Origin of the sequence: Clostridium facile, assembly GCF_014297275.1 — a bacterium.
Classification (GTDB): Bacteria; Bacillota; Clostridia; order Oscillospirales; family Ruminococcaceae; genus Massilioclostridium; species Massilioclostridium facile.
On the sequence record NZ_JACOQK010000001.1, the window covers coordinates 1354043 to 1379562 of the forward strand.

General features: G+C 39.4%; 18 protein-coding genes and 2 pseudogenes. All 20 read left to right on the forward strand.

The features are described 5' to 3' along the window. Positions 1-266 precede the first annotated feature (266 nt). Positions 267-3818: pseudogene (locus H8Z77_RS11770) on the forward strand (helicase-like domain-containing protein). Next, positions 3737-4729 (forward strand): hypothetical protein, encoded by a 993-nt coding sequence (locus tag H8Z77_RS05620; protein WP_186996428.1) that lies wholly within the window; start codon positions 3737-3739, stop codon positions 4727-4729. Before H8Z77_RS11770 ends, H8Z77_RS05620 begins: the two are co-directional and overlap by 82 nt. After that, complete coding sequence (locus H8Z77_RS05625) at positions 4713-5198, forward strand: hypothetical protein (protein ID WP_186996429.1); 486 nt, start codon at positions 4713-4715, stop codon at positions 5196-5198. The genes H8Z77_RS05620 and H8Z77_RS05625 overlap by 17 nt, the downstream gene beginning before the upstream one ends. Before the next feature lie 57 nt (positions 5199-5255). Continuing rightward, positions 5256-6263, forward strand: a complete 1008-nt coding sequence (locus H8Z77_RS05630; RefSeq protein WP_186996430.1) for a CHC2 zinc finger domain-containing protein — start codon at positions 5256-5258, stop codon at positions 6261-6263. Between the two features lie 371 nt (positions 6264-6634). Beyond that, on the forward strand, positions 6635-7036 hold the full coding sequence (locus H8Z77_RS05635) for a hypothetical protein (RefSeq protein ID WP_186996431.1): 402 nt from the start codon (positions 6635-6637) through the stop codon (positions 7034-7036). Beyond that, positions 7002-7418 carry a hypothetical protein gene (locus H8Z77_RS05640; RefSeq protein WP_186996432.1) on the forward strand — a complete coding sequence of 139 codons (417 nt, stop codon included), beginning with the start codon at positions 7002-7004 and terminating at the stop codon, positions 7416-7418. The genes H8Z77_RS05635 and H8Z77_RS05640 overlap by 35 nt, the downstream gene beginning before the upstream one ends. A 332-nt stretch (positions 7419-7750) precedes the next feature. Next, positions 7751-8668 carry a hypothetical protein gene (locus H8Z77_RS05645; RefSeq protein WP_186996433.1) on the forward strand — a complete coding sequence of 306 codons (918 nt, stop codon included), beginning with the start codon at positions 7751-7753 and terminating at the stop codon, positions 8666-8668. Then, positions 8640-14774: an RICIN domain-containing protein gene (locus H8Z77_RS05650; RefSeq protein ID WP_186996434.1), complete on the forward strand. Its 6135-nt coding sequence runs from the start codon at positions 8640-8642 to the stop codon at positions 14772-14774. The genes H8Z77_RS05645 and H8Z77_RS05650 overlap by 29 nt, the downstream gene beginning before the upstream one ends. Before the next feature lie 3 nt (positions 14775-14777). After that, the gene (locus H8Z77_RS05655) at positions 14778-15443 is read left to right on the forward strand and encodes a hypothetical protein (protein WP_186996435.1); all 666 of its coding nucleotides are present in this window, start codon (positions 14778-14780) and stop codon (positions 15441-15443) included. Positions 15444-15634: 191 nt separating this feature from the next. After that, complete coding sequence (locus H8Z77_RS05660) at positions 15635-15853, forward strand: DUF7336 domain-containing protein (protein WP_186997146.1); 219 nt, start codon at positions 15635-15637, stop codon at positions 15851-15853. Between the two features lie 12 nt (positions 15854-15865). Next, a complete protein-coding gene (locus H8Z77_RS05665) occupies positions 15866-16087 on the forward strand; it encodes a DUF7336 domain-containing protein (RefSeq protein ID WP_186996436.1) in 222 nt (73 codons plus the stop codon). 205 nt (positions 16088-16292) lie between these two features. Next, on the forward strand, positions 16293-16976 hold the full coding sequence (locus H8Z77_RS05670) for an RHS repeat domain-containing protein (RefSeq protein ID WP_286165469.1): 684 nt from the start codon (positions 16293-16295) through the stop codon (positions 16974-16976). A 172-nt stretch (positions 16977-17148) separates the two neighbouring features. Further along, entirely contained in the window at positions 17149-17616 is a 468-nt protein-coding gene (locus tag H8Z77_RS05675) for a hypothetical protein (protein WP_186996438.1), read from the forward strand. Between the two features lie 77 nt (positions 17617-17693). After that, positions 17694-17891: pseudogene (locus H8Z77_RS11605) on the forward strand (RHS repeat-associated core domain-containing protein); the annotation flags it as partial. A gap of 30 nt (positions 17892-17921) precedes the next feature. Next, entirely contained in the window at positions 17922-18464 is a 543-nt protein-coding gene (locus H8Z77_RS05680) for a hypothetical protein (protein ID WP_286165470.1), read from the forward strand. A gap of 1 nt (position 18465) precedes the next feature. Further along, positions 18466-19176, forward strand: coding sequence for a hypothetical protein (locus H8Z77_RS05685; RefSeq protein ID WP_186996439.1), 711 nt, complete (start codon positions 18466-18468; stop codon positions 19174-19176). A 323-nt stretch (positions 19177-19499) separates the two neighbouring features. Next, on the forward strand, positions 19500-21077 hold the full coding sequence (locus H8Z77_RS05690; protein ID WP_186996440.1) for a SpaA isopeptide-forming pilin-related protein: 1578 nt from the start codon (positions 19500-19502) through the stop codon (positions 21075-21077). 54 nt (positions 21078-21131) lie between these two features. Then, positions 21132-23423 carry a SpaA isopeptide-forming pilin-related protein gene (locus H8Z77_RS05695; RefSeq protein ID WP_186996441.1) on the forward strand — a complete coding sequence of 764 codons (2292 nt, stop codon included), beginning with the start codon at positions 21132-21134 and terminating at the stop codon, positions 23421-23423. Next, the gene (locus H8Z77_RS05700) at positions 23424-24458 is read left to right on the forward strand and encodes a hypothetical protein (RefSeq protein WP_186996442.1); all 1035 of its coding nucleotides are present in this window, start codon (positions 23424-23426) and stop codon (positions 24456-24458) included. Then, complete coding sequence (locus H8Z77_RS05705) at positions 24455-25519, forward strand: hypothetical protein (RefSeq protein WP_186996443.1); 1065 nt, start codon at positions 24455-24457, stop codon at positions 25517-25519. Before H8Z77_RS05700 ends, H8Z77_RS05705 begins: the two co-directional genes overlap by 4 nt. Position 25520: the final 1 nt, after the last annotated feature.

Below are 25520 nucleotides of genomic sequence, written 5' to 3' on the forward strand. Positions count from 1 at the left end.
GGCTGGCAACAGCGGAAGAACAAACCATCCTGTCCAAATACACCGGATGGGGCGGAATCCCGGAACCGTTTGATGCCCGTTATCAAAACCATCCAAAATGGCAAACAGAATTCAAAGAGCTGCTGGAAATCCTGACACCGGAAGAATACAGGGAAGCAAGGGCAACAACCTTGAACGCCCACTACACCGCTTTGCCCATAGCCGCCTTGATGTTCCGTGCGGTTGAGGAATTAGGTTTTGGGGGCGGTAAGGTGTTGGAACCCTCCATGGGGATCGGCAATTTCTATAGCGTGTTTCCTTCCAACCTCAAGCAAAGATCGCAGCTATATGGCGTGGAAAAAGACAGTATTTCCGGCAGAATCGCAAAACAGCTATACCAGCAAGCAACCATTGAGGTAAAAGGATATGAGGAAACCAGCTATCCAGACAACTATTTTGATCTGGCGATTGGAAATATCCCCTTCGGAAGTTTTGGCGTGTTTGATAAACGGTATCAAAATGAAAATTTCAAAATACACGATTATTTTATCGCAAAAACTTTGGATCAAGTAAAGCCCAACGGCTTGATCGCCTTTATTTCCTCAAAAGGAACGCTGGACAAAGCCAATTCATCTGTCCGGAAATATATCGCACAGCGTGCGGAATTATTGGGCGCAGTCCGTTTGCCCAATAGCGCCTTTCAAAAAATCGCCCATACCGAGGTGACAACCGATATCCTATTTTTCCGTAAATACGAACAACAAAAGGTAAATGAACCAGAATGGATCCATGTAGGCAGGACGGAACAGGGCGTGCCGGTCAATGAATATTACCTGCACCATCCAGACCATATACTTGGGACAATGGTATTTGATAAATCCATGTACGGCAATGAGAAAGATACTTCCTGTATCAACGACGATCCTGATTTTCATTTGATTGGTACGCTGCAACAAAAACTAAAGGAGATTACAGAACAACAAACACCAATCTCAACACAGCCAATAACGAAAAATGTTATTGAAGAAACATCACTTCAAGAGATAAGCCAACAGATAGAACACCCAGAGGTGTTGCCCGCCAATCCTGAAGTCAAAAACTACACCTATACCATTGTCGATAACGTCCTCTATTACCGGGAAAATAACGAAATGTTTTTGCAAACTTTTAGTGGAAAAACATTGGAGCGTGTCAAAGGCATGTGCGCCATCCGGGAACAGGTTATGCGGCTGATTCATATGCAAGTCCATGACTACGCAGACCATGCGTTCCAACAGGAACTAGCAACACTCAACCAGATATATGATACCTTTGTAAAGGATAATGGGTACTTGAACGACAAAGCAAACCGGCGGGCATTTCAGGAGGATTCGGATTTGCCTTTGCTTCTGTCATTGGAGAATAAAAAAGAAGGTAGCTACGACAAAGCCGCCATCTTCTATAAACCGACCATACAGCCGACGGAAGAAATTTCTGCTCATTCCGCAAAAGACGCTTTAGCAATATCCATATACCGGCGTGGAAAATTGGATTTGGCATATATGGCGGAAATCTATCCCCATAGCGTGGATGACATTATCACCGAATTGGGAGATCAGATCTTCTTCGATCCAGCCCACTTGATTTCCGGTACCATGGATAACCGATCAGGATATGTGACGGCGGAGGAATATCTCAGCGGAAATGTCAAAGAAAAACTGAAATTGGCGGAATTAAAGGTGGAGGACTACCCGGAACTACATCGGAATGTAGCAGCCTTGAAAGCCGTCCAGCCGAAACGCTTAAACATCTCCGATATCCATTTTGAAATTGGAACCAGCTGGATTCCTTTGGAGTATATCCGGAAATTCTGTTATGAAACCTTCCATACGCCCATGTATCGCCGTGAGATGGATGGCGATGTCAGCGGTCGGATCTATTTTCATTACGATAAACATTCCACACGGTACACCATCTACAACAAGCCGCTGGGTTCCAGTATCGAAACAACATCGGTCTATTGGACAGAAAGAAAAAATGCGTTCTATCTTGTAGAAGACTGCTTAAACCTCAAACAAACAGAAGTAACCGACCGGATCACAGTATTAAATGAAAACGGAGAAGAACGGGAAAAACAGGTACTCAACCCAAAGGAAACACAGTTGGCACGAGCAAAACAAGAAAAAATCCAGCAGGAATTTGTATCCTGGATACTAAAAGACACAGAGAAGGTGCAGAGGCTGGAGGATATCTACAATGAAACCTACAATGTATATGTCCCCAGAAGCTATCACGGTGAAGGGCTTGTCATCGATGGGATGGCAAATGATATCGCATTGCGTCCCCATCAGAAAAACGCCGCTATGCGTATCCTTTTGGGCGGTAATACCCTGCTGTCACACGAAGTGGGAAGCGGAAAAACCTTCACCATGATTGCGGGCGCAATGCTGCTCAGGCAGACTGGTTTGGCGAAAAAATCGCTATTTGTAGTCCCCAACCATCTGACTGAACAGTGGGGCAAGGATTTCCTAAAGCTTTTCCCAAACGCCAATATTCTTGTGGCAACCAAAAAAGATTTTGAAATGAAACACCGGAAACGGTTTATCAACCGGATTGCTATGGGAGACTACGATGCTGTAATCATGAGCTATACCCAATTCGAACGTATTCCGCTTTCTACTACGTACAAAGCAAAACTGATACAAGAAGAGATCGATGATATCACCGCTGCGTTATTCCAATTATCCAACGAAGGACGGAGTTTCAGCGTGAAACGTCTGGAAGCGCAAAAAGTAAATCTGGAGACCAACTTGAAAAAGATGATGGAAATTGGAAATAAGGATGATACGCTTACCTTTGAACAGTTAGGTATCGACCGTTTATTTGTTGATGAGTTTGATCATTATAAAAACTGCTATATCTACACCAAGATACAAAATGTAGCAGGCCTGGGCGGAACACGGGCGGAAAAATCCTTTGACCTGCTTACCAAAATCAGATACCTGAATTAAAAGACAAACTTCCAGGCAGTTGTGGGAGCGACTGGTACGCCAATCTCGAACAGTATCAGCGAAATGTATATACTACTTCGCTACTTTATCCCAAACGTCCTACAACAGATGAAGATGTCCCAGTTTGACGATTGGGCTAGTATCTTTACAAAGGTGGAAAGCACATTGGAGATCGCCCCAGAGGGAACCGGATACCGTATGCGCAACCGCTTTTGCAAGTTTTACAACCTGCCGGAACTCATGCAGGTATTTTCTTTGTTTGCGGATGTAAAGCTGATCGAGGATTTAAACATTCCCCGTCCTGCCATTCATACCGGAAAACCGGAGGTGATCAGCATAGAGCCTTCTGAATTTGTAAAGCAATATATTCTGGAATTGGCAGAACGTGCAGAGAAAATCCGGGGTGGTCATGTAGATCCCTCCAAAGACAATATGCTGCTTGTCACAACACAGGGAAAATCCATCGCCATTGACCCACGCATATTGTTCCCGGAGATGGAAGTGGGTAGGGAATCTAAAATATATGCGGTATGCGATAGGGTCAAACAACTGTATGATCAATACAATGAGGATAAAGCCTTTCAGATTGTTTTTCTTGATAGTGGCATACAGATGTACGAGATGATGAGACAGGATTTAGTAGAACAGGGTATCCCATCCCATGAAATTGCCTTTATCCATAACGCGAAAACAGATATCCAAAAGACAGATTTATTTGAAAAGTGCCGGAAGGGCGATATCCGGGTATTGTTCGGTTCCACTGCAAAATGCGGCTCTGGAACCAATCTCCAGGACAGGCTCATCGCCATCCATCATGTCGACGAACACCCTGGCGTCCCCGTGACTTAACCCAGCGCAATGGACGTAGACAGCGGCAAGGAAACCGATATGATGAAATCTATATCTACTACTATGTGACCAAAGGGACGTTTGATTCGTATTTGTTCCAGACATTGGAGCAGAAACAACGGTTTATTAGTCAAGTTATGACGAACCAATCTCCCGCCCGTTCCTGTGATGATTTGGATGAAACGGTACTCAACTATGCGGAAGTGAAATCCTGCGCAACGGGTGATACAAAAATAAAGGATCAGATGGAACTGCAAAATGAGGTACAGAAACTGCAATTGGAACGGGCTTCTCATCTGACCGAACGGAAACGTTTACAGGAACTGGTTCAATCCGCACCGGAAGAAATAAAAAGGTTGGAAAACAGTATTGCAAATATAAAGCAGGATATATGGACTGTTCAGAAAAACCAGCAGGATGATTTTAAAATCACGCTTGATGGAAAGCAATATGACAAACGCCCCATTGCCGCTGAACTGTTATCCATCCTTGTTTCCAATTCTCCTGTCGGGCAGATAACGCCAATTGGGGAGTTCAGGGGATTGCAGGTTGCTGTAGATAAAGCCAGCGGATTTTATCCACAATTGCTTTTAAAAGGTGTACTTCGTTATGAAATAGAGTGCGGGGAATCGAACTTAGGAAATATTACAAAGATCGAACATCTTCCGAAAAAGCTGCAAGGCAAACTCCAAAACATGCAGACAGATTTAGAAATGAAAGGAAATCAACTTGAGCAGGCGAAGAGAAATGTTAATCAACCATTCGAGAAGGAGGAATTACTCAAAGAAAAAGCGGAAGAGTTGGCAAAAATTGAATATGCCATCTCAATCGAATTGACACGGGATGTCCATTTGGAAAATGAAAAACAACCAGTTCTTGTAGGAGGGAACGAGTATGAGATGGAAGAATAAATTGACAAACTACCAGCGCAATGCGGTACAACATCATCTTCAGGCATTCGGGAAAGAGTTCCTGATGATTTTTGGTATGACCATCATAATGACAAACTTTATGTTCTATTTGAGCTTATTGTGGAATTACATACTGGACTGGCTGGCAGGGATACAGCCATTTGGGTATATCAGCGCACTGTTATTCCTCCTCCCAATCACTTTGACATTGCCCTTTCTATATATGAATGGAATCCATAGGCAACTGAAAAAATCCGTTGTCCATTGTTACACAAAAAGAATCCGGGTTGCCTTAACGGCAGCTAGAGTTTGTCAGGATATATCCGGTTTTCTCCTTGGCGTTGGAACTGCATACCTTCTTTTCCCTTACGCAATAGAGGTGTACCGGGTGGTTGGTCTAATGCTCATAGCCGCCGCAATCCATTGGATGTGGCAGATATGGATGCACACAACAAAACAGAGGAAATAAGCCGTTGGTACTGAAAAGAACCAACGGTTTTTCTATAAAACAATATTGGAGGATACCATGGCATATTTTGATTTGGATCGGATCAAGAAGATCCCTCTACCAGAGGTTTTGTCCCGTTATGGGATTGCGGTAGACAACCATCATTTTTTCAAGTTAAGGGCGGAAAAAACACCGTCCGCCAGATACTATCCTGAAACCAATAGCTGGTATGACTTCGGGGCAAATACAGGCGGTACAATCATTGACCTTATAAAGCAGCTGGAACATCTGGATACCACACAAGCCATCCACCGAATTGCGGAACAATATGGCATGATGCTCAACAGCCATATACCTGTCAAAAACATCAGCAACCATGAATACAACATGATTGGGATTCAAGGGGATCGGGCTGGGAAAAACTACAACTTTGATACGTTATTCAGCCGCTATCCGATGGAGGTAGTTTTGCGGATATCACGGGAATTGTCCGTCTCCATGAATCAATTGTTTGACAAATATCCCAAGACCTATATGGATATCATCCGCACACAGGCAATCCCATTTGTATGGCAGTTTAGACAAGTATATCTCAACAGTATATATGTATATGCACAGTTAAACAATAGCAGTAAATTTGACCGGGAATATATGAAGATGAACGCAGAAATGATCTACAAGGACTATCAAGACCGATATGGTATCCTGAAGCGGTGTGTGAAAGGTACGGATATTGATATCTGGAATCTGCGCCCTGACTTTGAGAGGGATTTGAAACATATCCAGAATGGAAAGATTGCAGTAGAGATCTCCCCATATAGCCAGATGGAATTTAAAGAACTGAAAGGCGCAAATGTGTCCTACATCATTTCCACACAAACCTATCGGACATTTGAATCGGAATATCTATCGCGCTATGACATTGGGGAATATCCTTATTTAGCAAGCGCAAAAGGCGATATTGTTACAATTACCATCAAGGAAACAGACCGGAAGGTATTCGAATGCCTATTAAAACAAATGGAAAAGCAGGAGAAAAAAGAACAGGATTCTCAATATGAGAACCCTGACTATGAACCAGATTGAATGATAGATATCATTTGACAAATAGAAAGGAAAAAGATTGATCCTTACTGCCGGATATGATAGAATAAAGGCAGTAACAAGAGTGAGCCGGTAGAGGACGGTTGGCTGCTTCCCTTTTACGCACAGTCTGTGCGTGGAAGGAGGTGGTACTTATGGATTATAATCTGATTCTAATCATTATACTTATCATCGCACTCAAAGAATTAGTGAAAAACATAAGAAAATGACCGTCCCCCTGCTAAAAGTGACGATCATTTTCGTAAACTTTTATAACGGCTAACCGTTTTTGAAACGGCAACTCTTGTTACTTTTATTATATCCCCATCCCATATATTTGTCAATCCAATCGAAAGGACATCAAGGTGGTTATCATGAAGAAAGAAGATTTCATTCGGAAGGTTAATAAATTAAAATTGCTCATATTAAAGGATAAAAAAATATCAATTAGTATCCTATCAGGAATATTTTGTGTTGTTGTAGTTGCGGCGGTTATAGCGGTAGGCTTCAACATGTCGACAACTCCAGTCAAAACAGCAGAAGCGCAAACCAGTAGCATGGCTGATATTTTAAAAAATGATACATCTAAAAAACAGTCCCAATCGGAAGTGGAGTCAACTTCTAGTCATAATGACAAGAAGTTAGATATAAGTGGTTCTGATAATACACAAAAAGAAACTGTTTCTGAAAGTCCGTCCGGTAATCAGCCTTCAAAGCAATCTGATACTGGAAAGAATGACTATGGTCGCTTCGACTTCTCCAAAGGCGGAAAATAATCATGCAGAAAAGGAACAACAGATAAAACCTTCATTCCCTTCTATCTCCAATCCTTCTTCTCCTTCTGTTTCTGAAACAACACCTTCACAAGCGGAGCCAGAACCGGAACCGAATTTTGATGAAGCTGCTGTTATCAATGGTGTGATTAACCAAGTAAGCAGCTTTATGACGCATATTGATGTTGCGGAATTTGGGGGCAGCAACTATTATATCGACCATTATTCAACAGACTTAACGGAAGATCAGATCATCGCAAAACTGGTATCAGGATTTCAATTTGAACACAGTACAGGCTGCACCTATTTTGCGATTGAGTACTTGGGAATCAGTACAGAATACAGCGGCCAGCCCCGCCATGTCTTCAAATGCTATCGTGCATAACCGAAAAATATGAAATAATTTGAAAAATAGAATCAAACAATCTCAATATTTGGGCGTATATAACAAATATTGAGATTGTTTTTTGTTTCTTTTTGTAATAGAAATTGTAAATCATTTCATGTATAATGTAATTATAACAAAAGTTAAATATAAAAATATATTCACTATTTTCATACACTTTTTTACACACAATTCTACTTCCATTGATGCAACTGAAAGATGGGGGTGGAATTTTTGTTTTTCTAAGAGAAAATAGGAGGTGTTTTCAGTGTAGAACGTATGGAAGATTCAAAGAAGGTTATGGAACAGAATTACAAAAAGGAGAAACCGTTATGAAAAAAAGAAAGATTTTGCGCACGACCGCATTGGCACTCACCTTATCCATGCTGATAACAACCATTCCAACAGGAATTGTACAGGCTTCTGAACAATCTATGTTTGATAAAAACGGTCTATTGACGCAGGAAATGATCGATAAACGGCCGCAAAATGAATCGGAAGAAGTCCAGAAAATTATCACAGAGGAAACAGAAAAAAGAGATGCGTATACCAAATACTTTTTAACAGAGCAAAACGCACACATGGTTGCGATGTATCCAGATCCAGTCCATTATGAGGAGGATGGACAGTGGAAGGATATCGACAATACACTGACTTTGCAGGAAAACGAGGACAATGAACAGGTATATCAAAATACCGCTTCCAATGTCCAGGTACAGATTGCGAAAACCAGCGATACGGATGAACTGGTTTCCATTGAAAGAGATGGAATTGAAATTTCCTGGGGCTTAGCACCACAGGAAGTCCTGACAAGGGCAAATAAAATAGAAGAAAAACAGATATCAGAGTTTATTGTGGATACTCCCCCGGTAGCAGCTTATGCTAACAGCATAGAAGAACCGGAAACACCGGAAGAAATTGAAGAATACAATAGGGAGCAGGCACAGCTGGCAACAGTAAAATCATCCGGTATGTATTCTGATATCCTTCCCAATATTGATATTCAATATGTGGTACAATCCAATACCGTAAAAGAAAACATTATTCTAAAAGACCGTTCTGCTGTTTATCAAACGTTGTCTTTTAAAATCCAGCATCCAAATTTAAAGAGCAGGCTCAACAAAGAAGAAAACAGTATCTCGATCTACCAGCCGGATACGCAGCAGATAGTATATGAGTTTGTCCCTCCCTTTATGTATGACAACAATGGGGAGATGAGCGATGAAGTTGGACAGCCAGGAAGGATATAGTATCCTGACAATTATTCCAGACACAGAATGGTTGTTGCAAGATCAACGTGCATATCCCGTTGTCATTGACCCATACACTGAAACTAGCAAAGGCGAAAAGAATATCGTAGATACCTATATTTATTCTGGAAAACCGACAGAAGCAACTACACCATATCATGGCTCATTCCTCATTGGCAACAACTATGCGGAGGGAAGCTGCCGTGCATATATCAAGTTTACGAATCTACCGCAATTAAGCCCTGGAGATATTATTTATAAAGGGCAAATTAATATTTGGCAGTATCAATTTAGCGCAGTCGGAGAACAGTCATTCAACATCAGTACCCATGAAACGAGTGAATGGGGAGATTCAATAACATGGAACACCGCTCCCTGGTATTCTGGAACCTCCTTGGATTATGTACAGCTTACACCGAATCCAGAACATCAGGCCCGACCAGTTACCTTGGATATCACGAAACTAGTGAGGGATTGGTACAACACTGGAAAAAATTATGGGATTATGATTAAATCAGAATCCGAAGGCAGGAAAGCGGTTGCACGTTTCTTTACCAGCAACTACCCATTCAATACCCCAGGAAACTATCAGATTGAAGGAGATGGTTCTCAAGTCCATCCAAGTGGAATATTTTACTATAAAAACGCTTCTGGTTTAGAGGACTATTGGAGCTATCATGAACAATCCGCAGGACAAGCCGGTACTGGATATACCAATGATTATACAGGAAATCTTGTTTGGACGCATGATGATACCGCAACCATTAGCAATCGATTACCAATTACCGTAAGCCATATTTATAACTACTCAGAAAGCCAGAACAATACCCACTACGGGTTTGGCTGGCGTATCAATGCCATGGAAAAATTTGAATCCAGTGGTATTAAAGATTTTCCATATGTGTATACTGATTCAGATGGTACCAAACATTATTTTTATCAAAAAGACGGGAAATACATCGACGAAGATGGACTTGGTATGGAGTATGTTTCCATCAATGAAGCGAATGGAAATATACTTCACAAAATTACTTTAAAAGATAAAACTGTACTGAAATTCTATTCCAACGGTTTACTTGCCAGGACGATTGATACGAACAATAACACCATTGTGTATAACTATGAAGGTGATTCCATCACTGATATTACAGATGGTGCGGGAAACAGGTTAAATTTCTACTATGGAAATGGAATGTTAAACCGCATTGTGGATGAAGCCGGAAGGGTAACAGAATTCAACTATGAAAACCTGAATTTGACCAGGATCACCTATCCAGATGGAACAGAATCGAAGTTCGAGTATGGAGATGACAGGAGACTTACCAAAGCCATTTCTCCAGATGGTTACAATATTTCTTACGACTATACCAGGGATATGAGGGTGAACCGGGTATCTGAAATAACGGAATATGGAACCACTGGAGCGATTGGGCAACGTTTAAGGATTTCTTATCGCAATGGAAATACTACAATTTTTGAAAGCTGTGGTATGGACGGAAATTTTGATACTCCTGGGGACAATCTTGTTACAACATGTCAGTTTGATAACATGGGTAGAGCAATTAGTGTCTATGACCAGGATGGAAATGCCAATAGTTATCAATATTATTCCGAAGACTTAAAGAGGAATAAATTGAGTTCGGTTGGCAGCACACAGGCAACCGCATGTAACCCAATATTAGATCCTGGATTTGAGGAGGACAGAGGAAACTGGAAATCCCATGCTGACCAGGCCATTTTATATCATGTAAATTATGTAAATGACCAGGGATATTTCTTAAACACATCATTAAAAGTGAGTACCGAACAGACCTCAGCAATCTGTGGTTCAGCGCAAAATATTTCCTTGCCTGCTGGTAATTATGTGCTATCCGGATATATCAAAACAGAAAATGTTTCCGGTACTCAAGATAATTCTGGAGCTGCTTTAGTAGCGGTAATCAACGGACAGCCCCACTACTCTACTCCGGTAACTGGGACAACAGATGCAGAGATTGACGGCGGATGGCAGAAGGTTCGGACAAAATTCACCTTGAGTGGAGAAACCATGGTGACAGTCCGTTGTGATTTGGTTCACGCTTCCGGTACAGCTTGGTTTGATTCCATCCAGATTGACCGTGGAGAAACAGATAGTAAGTTTAACTTAATCTACAATCCGAGCTTTGAGGATGGACAATATCATTGGGGCAGTACCATCACCCCGAATGCTGAAATAAAATGGAATGGAAATCACTCTGCTCTAATGGATTCCGGCATTGGCGTGGATAAAAATGTTGGAACAAACATACAGGTATCCGGCAAAGAAGGAGATATCTATATGTTGAGCGGATGGGTAAAAGCTGACTTAATTCCAAAAGATAGCTCTACCTGTCAGATTGCGGCGGCCGTGATTTACAACAACCATGATCCCAAATGGGTATCATTTGATGCAAACAAATATGTAGGGGATTGGCAGTATATCAGTGGTGTTGTATCCACCGATGACAATGACCCAAGTACGAACCTTGATTATGTTGCCATCCATGTTTATTTATTTAATTCCAACAATCCAAACCCAATCTACTTTGACGGAATTCAGTTAATCAAGGACGATTCCCAAAGTTTTGTCTATGACAATGAAGGAAATTTAGTGTCCGCTGCAACAGCAGCAGATAAATCAGGATTTTCCTATGATGGAAATGATAATATTTCCAAACTGGTTGATCCAAGTGGACGTTCTTTTGAATATGCGTATGACAAGGACACACAGAATTTAATGTATGCAAAGAATTCCGATGGTGTTGAATACAAATTCCACTATGACGCAAATGGAAATCCAACTAATGCGAAAGTATTTGGTGGAGATATGGCAACGGCAGTCCATGCGGGTCAGACCTACCGAATCAGGAATAAAGTATCGGGAAAATATTTGGATTTAATCGGAAATCAGGATGTTGATAATGGCAATGTAGCACAGTATGAATACACAGGGCAGCATAATCAGGAATGGAAACTGGTTGATGCAGGTTCTGGGTTCTTTAAGATTGAAAGCGCCTATGGTTCCCACCGGGTATTGGATTTGGAAGGTGGATCGACAAATGAGGGTGCGAATCTGGTTGTTTACCAGAATTCCAATTCCCGCCCAACGCAAAAGTTTAAGTTTAAGGCATTGTCGGACGGAAGCTACCATATTGTAGCGAACACAGATGATTTTGAAAAAGTCCTTAATCTGAATAGTAGCGGAACTACCAACGGAACCAACGTTACCATTTGGGGAAGTGGAGTTGACGGAAACAACTACCATTGGTACTTGGAACCAGTCAATGAGGAGTTTTCCGCAAAACCAGAAGTAGGAAAAACCTATGTGATCCGCTCTCTTGTCAATGGAAAGTATGCGGAAATCAAAAACAGCGTTACGGATAACACCGCTGAGTTTATTCAGGGTCCATACAGCGCAAACCCGAACCAGATGTTCACGGTAGTACAGGGAACAAAAGATCCAAATACATTTATGCTATCTCCGGGACATGCAAAAGATAAGGTGCTTTCTTTAACAGACCATGGTATCTCGTTGGAAGATCCAAATGACCCAACTGGTCAGCAATTGAGCTTCGAAAAATGCCCGAATGGAAGTTATAAGGTAACACTGGCTAGTATTCCAGAGTTAGCTTGGCGGATTGAACCATTCCAAATTTATGAAGATGGTAAAGAAATCATTTATTTTGCGACTAGGGAAAACACCGATGTTTATTATCAATGGATATTTGAAGAAGTCAGCGATGTGATGCTTTCCTCTATCCAGTACAATGCAGATAGCCTCGTGCAATCTACTACAGATAATCGTGGAAATGTCACATCATATACCTATAACAATAATACGAATACCACAGCTAGTGTCACCTCACCAAATGGACTTACCGTCAATTATACTTATAACCATAATACAGATCAATTATTATCTACTTCGAGTACAATCAATGGAAATAACGTTTCTGTTAATTATGATTATTCCTATAACAACTTGACGGCTATCCATCACAATGGCTTTACCTACAGCTTTATATATGACGCATTTGGAAATTTAGAAGAAACAAAGGTTGGCAATCAAAGGTTATCCAGAAACACATATTTAACCAATAACGGTAATTTGGATACGGTACAATATGGAAATGGAGATACCATTAAATATCATTATGATAAATATGGGTATGAAACGCAACGGGATTATAACGGAACTCCTGCTTATCGATTCCAATATGATACTTCTGGAAATTTAGTAGGATATACCGATTTAACTCAAAATGTTTCTTATCAATATCAGTATGATAAAATCAATCGTAGTATTGGGATGGACTCTACAAATGGCCAAAAATACTATGTCCATTATGATGATAAGAACAGGATTGACTATGATATCAGTAAGGTAAATGGTCAATCTGTCAAAACTTCATATCTATATAGCGATACGCAAGCTACCAAACATCCTGATCAAATACAGGGAATCAAAATCAATGATACCCAGATATTAGAGTATGAGTATGACACTTTAGCAAGGCTATCGAAAAGGAATTTACAGCTAACAACTCCATTTACTACACAGTATACCTACTTGCAAGGCAACTCCATTGGGACAACGACAGATTTAATTGAAAGTATAACAAATGGCGATAATAAGCTAAGTTATACTTATGATGAATCTGGTAACATTACAACCATATCGGAAAACGGAGAGCTGAAAGCAACTTATCATTACGACAAACTTAGCCAGTTAATCAGGGAAGATAACCTTTATGTAAACAAGACCATCACTTACTCCTATGATAACGGTGGAAATCTGTTAAGTGTTACAGAATATCCATATACTATAGGAGATTTAGGCACCGCGACTGCAACTGTTACCTATTCCTATGAAGATACCAATTGGAAAGACAAATTAACCAATTATAACGGGCAAGCGATTACTTATGATGAAATTGGTAACCCATTACAGTACCGTGATGGAATGAACTTCACATGGGAAAAAGGTCGTAGGTTATCTACCATCAATGATAATATTAGCTATCAATACAATTCAGATGGAATTCGTACTCAAAAGATTGTAGATGGAAAAGTAACGAACTATTATCTAAATGGAAATACCATTTTAACACAGGTCAGTGGGAATGATCGTCTGGACTTTTATTATGACCATTCAGGTTCTGTATTTGGATTTAATTATAACGGTACAAGCTACTACTATATGTTCAATGCGCAGTTAGACGTAATCGGGATTCTTGACAGCAATGGGAATACAGTGGTAAACTACAGTTATGATAGTTGGGGCAATCCAATTTCCATTACAGGCTCAATGGCGGATACGATTGGGCAGCTAAATCCATTCCGTTACCGTAGCTATTACTATGACATTGAGAGTGGACTGTATTATCTACAAAGCAGATATTACGACCCGGTAGTAAAACGGTTTGTCAACGCTGACGATACCCAGGTCTTCTCAGAAGAACAGGACAATCTTTTACAATACAACCTATTCTCCTATTGCCTCAATAATCCTGTCAATATGTATGACACAGATGGAGAAGCAGCGGCAAATATTATTGGAGGAATTATAGGCGGTGTCGCAGGAGCAGCGTTAGGAGTATTGTTGGCGAAACAACTTGGCTTAACAGGATGGAAAAAATGGGCGCTTATATCAGCTGCAACCGTTGGTGGAGCTGTACTTGGCGCTTTCCTAGGACCTTATATAGCTAAGCTAGGCGGTAAAGTAGCCGCTAAATTAGGTATAAAAACAGCTGCAAAGACCGTAACAGCTTCTTCTTGGCAACATGCAGAACAAATATTACGTAAAGCATATCGCGGTGTATCACGAGGTATAAACACTCCATTTGGTCGACGTGTTGTTGATTCGTTGAGCGGAAAGTTTGCTAGAGAAGCAAAATATGGGTATCAGAGTCTTTCAAAATTTATCAAACAAGAAATTGCCAAAGACGCATATTTAATCTCAAGAGGTTATAGGGTTGAATGGCATTTTTATTGGAGTCAAGTATCCAATAGTGGAGGACCCTCTGGTCCGTTAAGAAAAGCACTGCAAGACGCCGGTATAAAAATTATAGAACATTTTAAGAGGTAAGCCATGAAAATTTCAGAAAATCAAAAGAATTATATACCTTTAATTATTCCAATTGATAAACCATATGAAAAATTGAGCCCTTCGGAAGCAAAATCATATTTTGATTGGTTTGTTGATCATATAGATGAACGTTCAGAATACATTAAACAAAAAGTATCTAAAGATCTAAATATACCTATTGAAACTCTTAACTTTTCGATGGAATCTTTAATATATATTTGGAGGTGGTTTTTAAAAGTTGCTGAATTAACAAAAACCCCAAAAAATGTATTAAAAGAGCTTCAAAAGGAAATGAAAGCGAATGGCGAACCCGATGAGTTTATTGAAGATATGGTTCGTGAACATAGTTTAGAATTAAGTATTTTTTCACATTATGTCATTCGAGATATAGGTATGTATGTAGGTAAAATGTTTATAACAAATTTTTGTACACTTAGGTGGGATTATCATACTAACATAGAACAAGATTCATTTGCAAATATACCTCAAATATTCGGATTTGTTGATTCTACTTATAACCCACCATTTGAAATGCAGTTTGATCCTATCCATTTTACTGAAATGCAAGCATCAAACCTCTTTGATAATACCCAAAATGAAAATGATCTTTATAATGTATGCAAACTTTGGACTCAATGGATACCAAATTCAAAGATTAAAAAAACTTAAATTTCATAAACAAAGTACTATACCAGCTGGTATAGTACTTTGTTATTCTGGTGAATCAGCACAAGACTTTACAAATAGAATTTTATCTGAAAAATATGGTAAAGGAAACTATAGAAAAGGGGCAGACTCAGAATATAGTAAAATAAAAAAATGGGCGCATAGAACTTTAGGGTTAAAATAGGAGGAATATCATGTTTGTATATCAATTAAATCATAAACGAAAAGTAGAGTATGATAATAAAGAACAAAAATGGATTTATAGTTCAGCAAGAATAGGATATTATTCTACTAGAGAAAAGGCAGAAAAAACGATAGAAAAATATAAAACAATTGAGGGGTTTAGAGATTATCCGGATGATTTTGTGATTGAAGAATACGAAGTGGATTTTGATGATTTTGATTTTATATAGGGGGAAGACGCTATGAAGTCAATTTTCGAATTAACACATTTTTATGAAGATGAAGATGGCTATGATATCGTAACAGATATTGCGGTATATTCTACCAGAGAAAAAGCGGAACAGGCTTTAGAAAAATTTAAAAAACACCCTAAATTTATCGATCATCCAGATGATTTTAATATTGATGAATATCGATTGGATGAAGACAATTGGACGGAAGGATTCTTTACTTATGAATGGTAAATATGTTATAGAAGAATGTATAATTCGTTTTCGGAGCAAGCGATGATAACATTTACATTTGTTCATAAGAATGATATTTTATCTGGCGAAGCACAAGTACGATTGCTATGATTGAAAATAACAATCTATATTTGATATGGATCAAGCCTGCCGTTATTTAAAAAAGTAGATATACTAAATATTTGACAAAAAAGTACGATGCCAATTGGTATCGTACTTTTTTCTAATTTTAAGCATTCTTGACAGCAATGGAAATATAGTAGTAAACTATACTTATGATAGTTGGGGAAATCCAATTTCCATTACAGGCTCAATGGCGGATACGATAGGTCAGTTAAATCCATTCCGTTTCCGCAGCTATTACTATGACACCGAGAGTGGACTGTATTATCTGCAAAGTAGATATTACGATCCAGTTGTAAAACGGTTTATTAATGCAGATGAAATTGCAGGCGTAGTCGGAGATATCAACAGTCATAATTTGTATTCTTATTGTCTTAATAATCCAATTAATATGAGTGATTCAAATGGTAATTGGCCAAAATGGGTTACTGGTATCGTTAATTGGGTGAATGATAAAATCATTAAGCCTATTAAGAAATTTGTCAAGGATGTCATTGAGGATATTAAGAATTATGATAAAAATAATAAGAGTGAAAAAAAGGTTTTAGAATCAAATTATTTTTCATCCTATAAAGGAGTGCCAGTCATTAGAACTAATATGGAACGATCAGGATCATTCGGAGCTATGTTTATATCGCGATCCGCCAAGAAAGACCCACACCCTAAAGATCTTGTCCGTCATGAATATGGGCATACTCGACAGTTAAAACAAATGGGCGTTATTAATTATGCTTTATGCATTGGTATACCGTCTTGGCAAAAATAGGGAAGCGGAGATTATTATAGCAAACCGTGGGAAATTACTGCTGATATTTATGGCGGGGTAGAATCTAGAGAGCATTTAAAGAGCGATATTGATACAGGATTTGATTATTTAGTGGCAAGTGAAAAAATAGGAGCATTTGTGTGGATGTTTATTGAATAGGAGTGATGAAAAAATGAAGAACAGAGTTCTCGCCTTGAAAAGGATGATCTTGGTAATAACTTTGTTATGTACGATTGTATTCTTTACTTCTTGTACAGCAAGAAAAATGAAAGACTATTATTCACAAAAAGACAATTATATAACAGCCACAGGTACCATATCCCATATTGCGTATAGTGATGGAAAAGATATTCTATATTACGGATTTTCAAATGTAATTTATCCATCGAATATGAATTATCATTTCGAATATTACAATTTCAAAGTTGTTGGTGAAAACTTTCAAATTCTCCATGAGCAAAATATAGACGAAAAAGTAAATATGGGAGACGAAGTTACTTTTATAGCTGCACCAGAATATTTTTATGATGGATATGCAATACCTATTGTTTCTATATCAGTAAATGGTGAATGTTTATTGGAATTTGAAGAAGGATATGCCAACTTATTAGAATGGTTGAAAACAACACCTATATATTGAGTGAGATTGAAAAGAGTACTATTGTATGATAGTACTCTTTTTATCCAGCATCTACCACAGGTTCATTAGCGGATACGATTGGGCAGTTAAATCCATTCCGTTATCGTGGTTATTACTATGATACCGAGAGCGGACTGTATTATCTGCAAAATAGATATTATGACCCATTAGTAAAAAGATTTATTAATTGCGATACTATTGCTGGTAATACGGGAGCAATTGATTCTCATAACACATATTCGTATTGCAAAAATAATCCTATTAATAATACTGACACTAATGGACAATCGTGCTTCAAATTCTTAATGAAGGTAGTTACAAAATACATTGCTAGACCAATAGTAAATGCAATAAAATCCGTTGCTAAAAAACAAAGTTGGACAAAATCTTTTGGAGGATCTATATCAGGTGCAATTGGTCCTTTTATTGGAAATGTAACAGCAGGGCTAGTGATGGATTCTCAAGGACGTATAGGTTATCAAAAAGGAGTTTCTGGAGGTTTTTCTAACCAAAGATCAGCTAGATCTGTATCAGCTGGATTTTATAGTTCGTCTTCTAATGTTCCAGATATAAGACATGAAATAGAAGAATCTTATTTATTAGGGGGATCGGCAACGGTACCTATTCCTGCAGAACCACCAATTCCTATTACGATTGGTATGGATGGGACTATCCAAGTTGATAGAGAGGGTAACACCTTTTTAGGAGAAAGCACAAATGTAGGTATAAGTTATCCTCCAACTCTTTCGAGTGAAGCACATGTAATGTGGTCAGAATCAGATACACAATATTTATTTAACATTTACGAAGAGTTAGATAAGTACTATACAATGATAGAGGAATGGTAATATGAATCGAATAATCTCTTGTTTTATTTTGTTGTTGGGTTTATTATTTATATTTCCATCGACAGCATTTGCTTTTCAAAGTAATTTAAAAACGTCAGAAATCAGTCAAAAAAATCAAGATAAAATATGGAATAATTTAGATCTCCACATTTCAACTGAAAAACCAGAAAAAAAACCAATCCCTGATTGGTTTGCTGTTTCAGAAAATGGATGGATAGCAATTAGCAGCCTTGGTGACCCGAATGCTATTTCAGTTTATAATCAAAATGGTGAATTTCAATGTATCATTTATATTGACACTAACACAGATGTTAAACTTGATTGGAAGAAAAACAATTTAGTTTTAATCTTTGGTATAACTACAATTATGGTTGAAATAGACTTACAAGGGAAACTAATTGATATGGTATATTTATTGACTAATGATGACGAGACTGATCAATATTACTATGAGTATTTGACACGAGAAACTCAGGTAGTAAATGGAGTAACCTATCGACTTCAAAATTCTTCAAAAATTTTGGATCGCATGTTGTTTGTTGATAAAAATCAATTAGTAAAGATAAATCCAGATGGAGAAGAAATAATTCTTTACGATGCAACAATAGAACAAAAATCCTTTTTTTACATCAAGGTTGTAATTATAATAACTATTTTAGGAGTATGTGCAATAACATTTATTCCTAAATTAATTAAATTATGTAAATCTTGAATTATTGGAGCTAATATATTAAGGGATTAAAAAGGAGACAACCATGACAAGTTTTTAAAAATAAAAGTTAAGAAAGAAAATTGATTTGAGGAACCTATAAATCTTTAAAGCAAGCTTAATTTTTATTTCTTAGCAAGATAGTGACAAAAAAGTACGATGCCAATTGGTATCGTACTTTTTCATATATATATATATTCTAAAGCGTATTGAGTATGTTACTTGATGCGCTTTTTTTATTGCAAAGGAGATGGTATCTCATGGTATAAAGAAAATTTTCGTCCATTCAAACACAACCATATTTCATTTTTTAGGAGGAAGTTACAATGAAACAAAAGCGTATTTTTCAAAGGATGATGGCGATAATCCTCACCATCTGCCTGGCATTAGGTATTGCACAGCCTGTATTTGCGGCAACGCCAAGGGAAGCCGGAGATTCTGCCGTGATGCGGATGTATAACCGGGAAAACGCAGGATACAAATTTGACGACAGCTTCCCTGCCCCATTTGCAGGGAAAGCCAGTACAGACAATGGAACCAAATGGGCAGAAATGCGGCTCATGAACGGTGGGCAGCCATACAGCGCCTATTGTATCCAGATCGGCATCAGCGTCCATACAGGAGACCGCTTCACAGCGCAAAGCACCTATGACGATCTACCGGCGGAGATAAGATTGATGATCAACTATGTACTCATGTTGGGGTTTGATTTTGGAAAGACAGGTATCGAGAATCCAAGCTACTATTTCGCCACGCAAGCCCTCATCTGGCAGATTGAGTACGGCACCGTCAACACCGAATGGGAACAGAAAATCAACGATGTATTTTTCGATACTATCCCAGAAGCCCAAAATTACTACAATGAACTGAAACATAAAGTCTACACATATAAAACTGTCCCCAGTTTTTGCGGTACCATCGCCTTAAACGCACCGACACACGAATTGAGCTACGACAATACAAACGGAGGATATTCCACTACCCTGACCGACACCAATGGAGTGTTGCAGGATTTTAACTTCTCTTACGATGGTATCACCTTTTCACCATCGGGGAATGTGCTATCTGTCCACACCAATTCCAACCTGTCTGAACCAGTCATGATACAGGCAAAAAAGAATGTACCAAACGATTCAAGAGCATGTGTGGTGGACTATTGGATTGGTCCAGCAGGCGTACAGCATGTGGTAACAGCTAACTACAATCGTGGCGCAGACCCTGTTACCGCAACGATGAAACTGAAAATCTCTGCTGGCAATCTGGATATCATCAAACAGTCAGAAGATGGCATGGTAAACGGTATTGACTTCCGTATTACTGGAAATGGAGTTGATAAAACCGTCACTACGGGAGAAGATGGAACGGTTTTGGCAGAGAATCTACCATCCGGAGAATACACAATAACAGAAATCACGCCAGATAAATATGTAGAACCGGAAATCCAAAAAATAACCGTGTATGGCGGTCAAACCGCTACGGTGACATTCCGCAATGTTTTAAAGAAATTCTGCGTGGAATTGCAGAAACAGGATTCAGCCCATAATATTCCACAACGGAGCTATTCAGCACAAGGAGACGCTTCTTTAGACGGAGCTGTCTATGGGCTATACAAAGGTAATGAACTACTGGATACCTATACCACTTCCGGCGGAGGACAATTTGTAACAAAGTATTATCCTTGTGGGGATGATTATTACATCCAAGAAATTACACCAAGTGAAGGATATCTGTTGGACTACAATTCCTACCCTGTCGGAGCGGAAGCGGAAAAATATACGTTGGAAAATAACAGTATCCCCATGATAGTAAATGAAGATGTCATTTTAGGGCAGATCGCAATCGCAAAGCATATAGATGGAAGCAGCGGTCAAATAGATACACCAGAAGAAGGGGCGCAATTTTAGATCTATCTGAAATCTGCCGGAAGCTATGAAACCGCCAAACCTACCGAACGGGACTTGCTGACAACGGATGAATATGGTTACGCAGTGTCTACTGTATTGCCGTATGGCGTATATACTGTCCATCAAATTGCTGGCTTAGAGGGACATGAATTTGTCCCCGATTTTGATGCGTTTGTCAATGAAAACGGAAAGGTGTATTCCTTTATCCTGTCCAATCCGGTTTACAAAAGCCAGATAGAAATTGTAAAAAAGGACGCTGAAACAGGAAAGATCATCCCTCTATCCGGCACAGGATTTAAAATCAAAGATATGTCCACAGGAGGATACATAACGCAGCATGTCAATTACCCTACCCCAACGGATATTGACACCTTTTACACCGACAATACTGGGAAATTGATGTTGCCGGAGCCGCTCACATATGGACAGTACCAGCTTTATGAGGTGCAAGCCCCAGAAGGATACCTTCTCAATAGTGAGCTAGTTGATTTTTCTGTGGATGGAACACAGGATATCATCACAATAGAAATGAAGGATGTAGCAGCCAAAGGGAAAATCACGATTGAGAAAACAGGGGAACTCCTAACGGGAAGCAGTTCAGCGGAAAGCGAATACGGAGACATCTACCAGCCCATCTATGAAACAGGCTACTTATCTGGAGCCGTATTTGATATCATAGCGAAAACCGATATTGTTACTCCGGACGGGACAGTCAGGGCAAAAGCAGGTGATATTGTCGATACGGTTACCACTACAGATAGTGGTGTAGCCACATCGAAGGAACTGTATCTAGGAGAATATATCGTCAAAGAAAAACAAGCGCCAGAAGGTATGGTATTGGATGCAGCAGAATATCCGGTTACACTTACCTACGGCGGTCAAACCGTCTCCGTTGTTACCACTTCCTTAAACCTTGAGAACGAACGTCAAAAGGTAGAAGTAAAACTCATAAAATCCTTGGAGCAAGACGATACATTTGATATTGGAATGAACGATGAATACAAACAGGTCAAATTCGGCTTATTTGCTAGAGAAGATATTCTAGCGGTAGATGGTTCCATTGCATTCCCAAAGGATTGTCTGATTGAAATTGCTGGTATTCATCAAGATGGTTCCCTCTCTTTTCAAACCGATCTGCCATTCGGCAAATACTATGTCAAAGAACGCTCAACTGATCACCACTACATCCTCAACGACACGGAATACGAGTTTACTTTTTCCTATCAAGATCAGGAAATTCCTACTGTAGAAATCATTTTAAATGAAGGAAACCCAATGGAAAATAACCTGATCCGTGGCAATCTGGAAGGCTGGAAGGTAGACGAGGATGGATTTGGATTACAGGGCGCTACCATTGGTCTATTTTCTTCTCAAACTCCAGAAGAACCCATCCTCACAGGTGTATCCAATGAAATCGGATATTTCGCATTTACCAATATCCCATATGGGGAATATCTCATCAAAGAGATAGAAAGCCCGGAAGGGTTTATTCTATCCGATCAGATCTATCCTGTTTCCATTGGTACAGACCAGCAAACTATAGAAATCACGATAGAGAATCAGCTTATCCGTAGAGCGGTAGAGGTAACAAAGGTAGATGAGGAATACCCAGACCATAAACTGGAGGGAGCGGAATTTGAAGTAGTGGTAGATATTGATCGGAATGGTGAATACAATCCTGAGATTGATACACAGATAGCTGGAACACTACAGAAAATAGAAACAGGGGTTTACCGTTTATCCGAATTGTCATATGGACGGTATTTCCTACATGAAACAAAAGCCCTGGAAGGCTTTTTGCAGGATGAAGGTTACTATCCATTCACAATCATAACCGATGGAGAAACGGTAATTGTCGAAAACCAAGCTGGAAGTGGCTGCTTTATTAATCATCCAATCAAAGGTGAAATTGAAATCACAAAAACAGATATCAATACTGGAAAACCACTTCCCAATACAGGCGTTGAAATCCTTGATGAAGATGGAAATGTCGTTGTACAGGGGCGGACGGATGAAAATGGTGTATTCCGCTTTCCTCTCCGGTATGGCAAGTATTATTATCGGGAATTTGACGCACCGGACGGATACCTGATAGATGAAAACAAATACCCATTTGAAATTAAAGAAAATGGCGAAGTGGTAAAATGCCAGATGACAAACCAGCTCAAAACAGGGACAGTGGAATTTGAAAATCCAGATAACGTGCCAAATGATAACAACCAGATACACCATACGCCGTCTACTGGTGATTACTCCTATTTGATGATATATCTCTTCATCATGTTATTCATAGGCGCTGCAATATTCATTTCTTTCGGTTATAGAAAGAAGAAAAGAGGAAAATAAATGAAACGAAAACTGTTTATGTGTGGTTTTAGTATGGTACTTGCTTTCTCCGTTTTTATAACGTCAACGGTGGTTTTAGCCGCTTCTGAAAAAGTAACGGAGGAACAAATTTATACAACCACTACTAAAAATGATGCTTATCCCTTTGCATCAGAAATTGAACAGAATGGGATAACATATGAATTAAGCAATATCACTTATGATACGGTATCTCAAAAAGAGGTCACAAAGCCGGAAATCATCACGGTGGAACAGAACTTTGAACATCTCAGGAACCAGGAGGTAAAGCAGGAAATGACAGTGGACAGGGATGGAAAGGAACTGGTGTTACAGCTCACCGACGTCCGGTATGAACCTGTTACTTTTCCTACAGGAGAAAGAATCACCATCACCAGTTCCACCGATTTCGGCTATTCCTCCACAAGACCGAATATCCCAAAGACAAAAGAAATCACTTATGGTCACAATGACAATAAGTTGATTGCCAAAGCTTCCTTAGTTGATGTAATTCAAGAAGAATCCAGGTGGCGGGATGGATACACTATTCGAGGCAGATATTACGGCGATACAGATTGTTTATATTATCAGTTTGAGAACACACAAATTCCGAATACTCTGGATGGTTCTGTTCCATATATGGGTTATGAGGAATCCATCCTGCAATCTTTGGGGTTATCCCCTTATACATACCGGATCAACCGTGCAGCGTGGGACGGAGAACCAACTGTAGAAAATGGCGTTACCGTGCGTAACGCCATTTTTCATTGCAGCCAATATGCCGCACGATATGTAGCGAACTATGAAACTATCGTACCAGAACAAATAAATGGCTATAACGCTACTGCTACCTACTCGGTGGAAATAGAAGTGCCTACTGGGGAAACTGAATACACCGTAAAAGCGGTTGCCGAATATGTGGAAGAGGATAAGCTTCTCCTTACCATGATGACAGTAGGCGTTGTCCTGCTTACCCTCATTATCATAGGAATCTTGTTTCTGTTAAAAAGAAGGAAACGGAAGGAGGAAGAAAGATGATCGCCTTGATCGGCTCCACGGACAGCAAATTCATCCTTTCGGAAGTCTGCAAAGAATATGAGGATTTATCCAACCGGGTTACGACCATACAAACGTTGCCGGAACAATTGCTGCGGTCAGACTATGAATGTTACGTCATTGACCTGGATTTTTTTGTGGAGGAACCGGAAGAAATCGTGGATACCTTTCTAAAACTCAAAGCGGTATCCACCGCAGAATGGATCTTTTTCGCACGTGGCTATTCCAAAGACAGCAAAGTAATAAAAGAACTACGCCATCATGGCTTTGGCAAGTATGTTATTGCCGAAACGATTGGCGATATGGAACGGCAATTGGCCGATTGTCTGTCTGGAAAAGACAATGTGGAGGAACTGAATAAACTGGAGAAAATCAGGATATCAGACAACAGGGAGGAAACGGAACATTCCGTTTCCTCCAAAGTGTACAAAACCATTGGCGTTTGCGGGGCGCAGACAAGGATCGGTACAACAATGCAGGCCATCCAGCTGGTCAAATACTTTCAATATGCTGGAATAAAAGCTTGCTACATCGAAGCGAATGGAAGCGACCATATCCAGTCCATCCCCACACTCTATGAGGTACAAGAACAAGATCGGAAACTGGGAAAGATACGGTTTGAAAACATGGATTTTTTCTATGATTTATCACAGATATCGGAAGTGCTATCTCTCAACTATGCTGTGTATGTCTATGACTTTGGAGTATTATCTGAACAAAATATCTATCCCTATCTGGAAAAGGATTTGAAAATCCTCGTGTGTGGCACACTGCCTTGGGAAATGGACAGCACCAACAAATCCATTGGACAATTGGAGGATAAGGAAATCCAATATATTTTTAATTTCACCTGTAAATCCATCCGGAATGATCTGAGAAAGTTCATGCTGGAAAAATCAAAGGATAGCTATTTTTCCGAATGGATCCCAAACATCTTTTCTTTCTGTTCTGCCAATAAACCTATGTATGAATCCATAGGAAAGAAAATATCCATCACAGAGACGTCCAAACCACCCAAAAAGAAAAAGCGATTTCGGAGGTGAT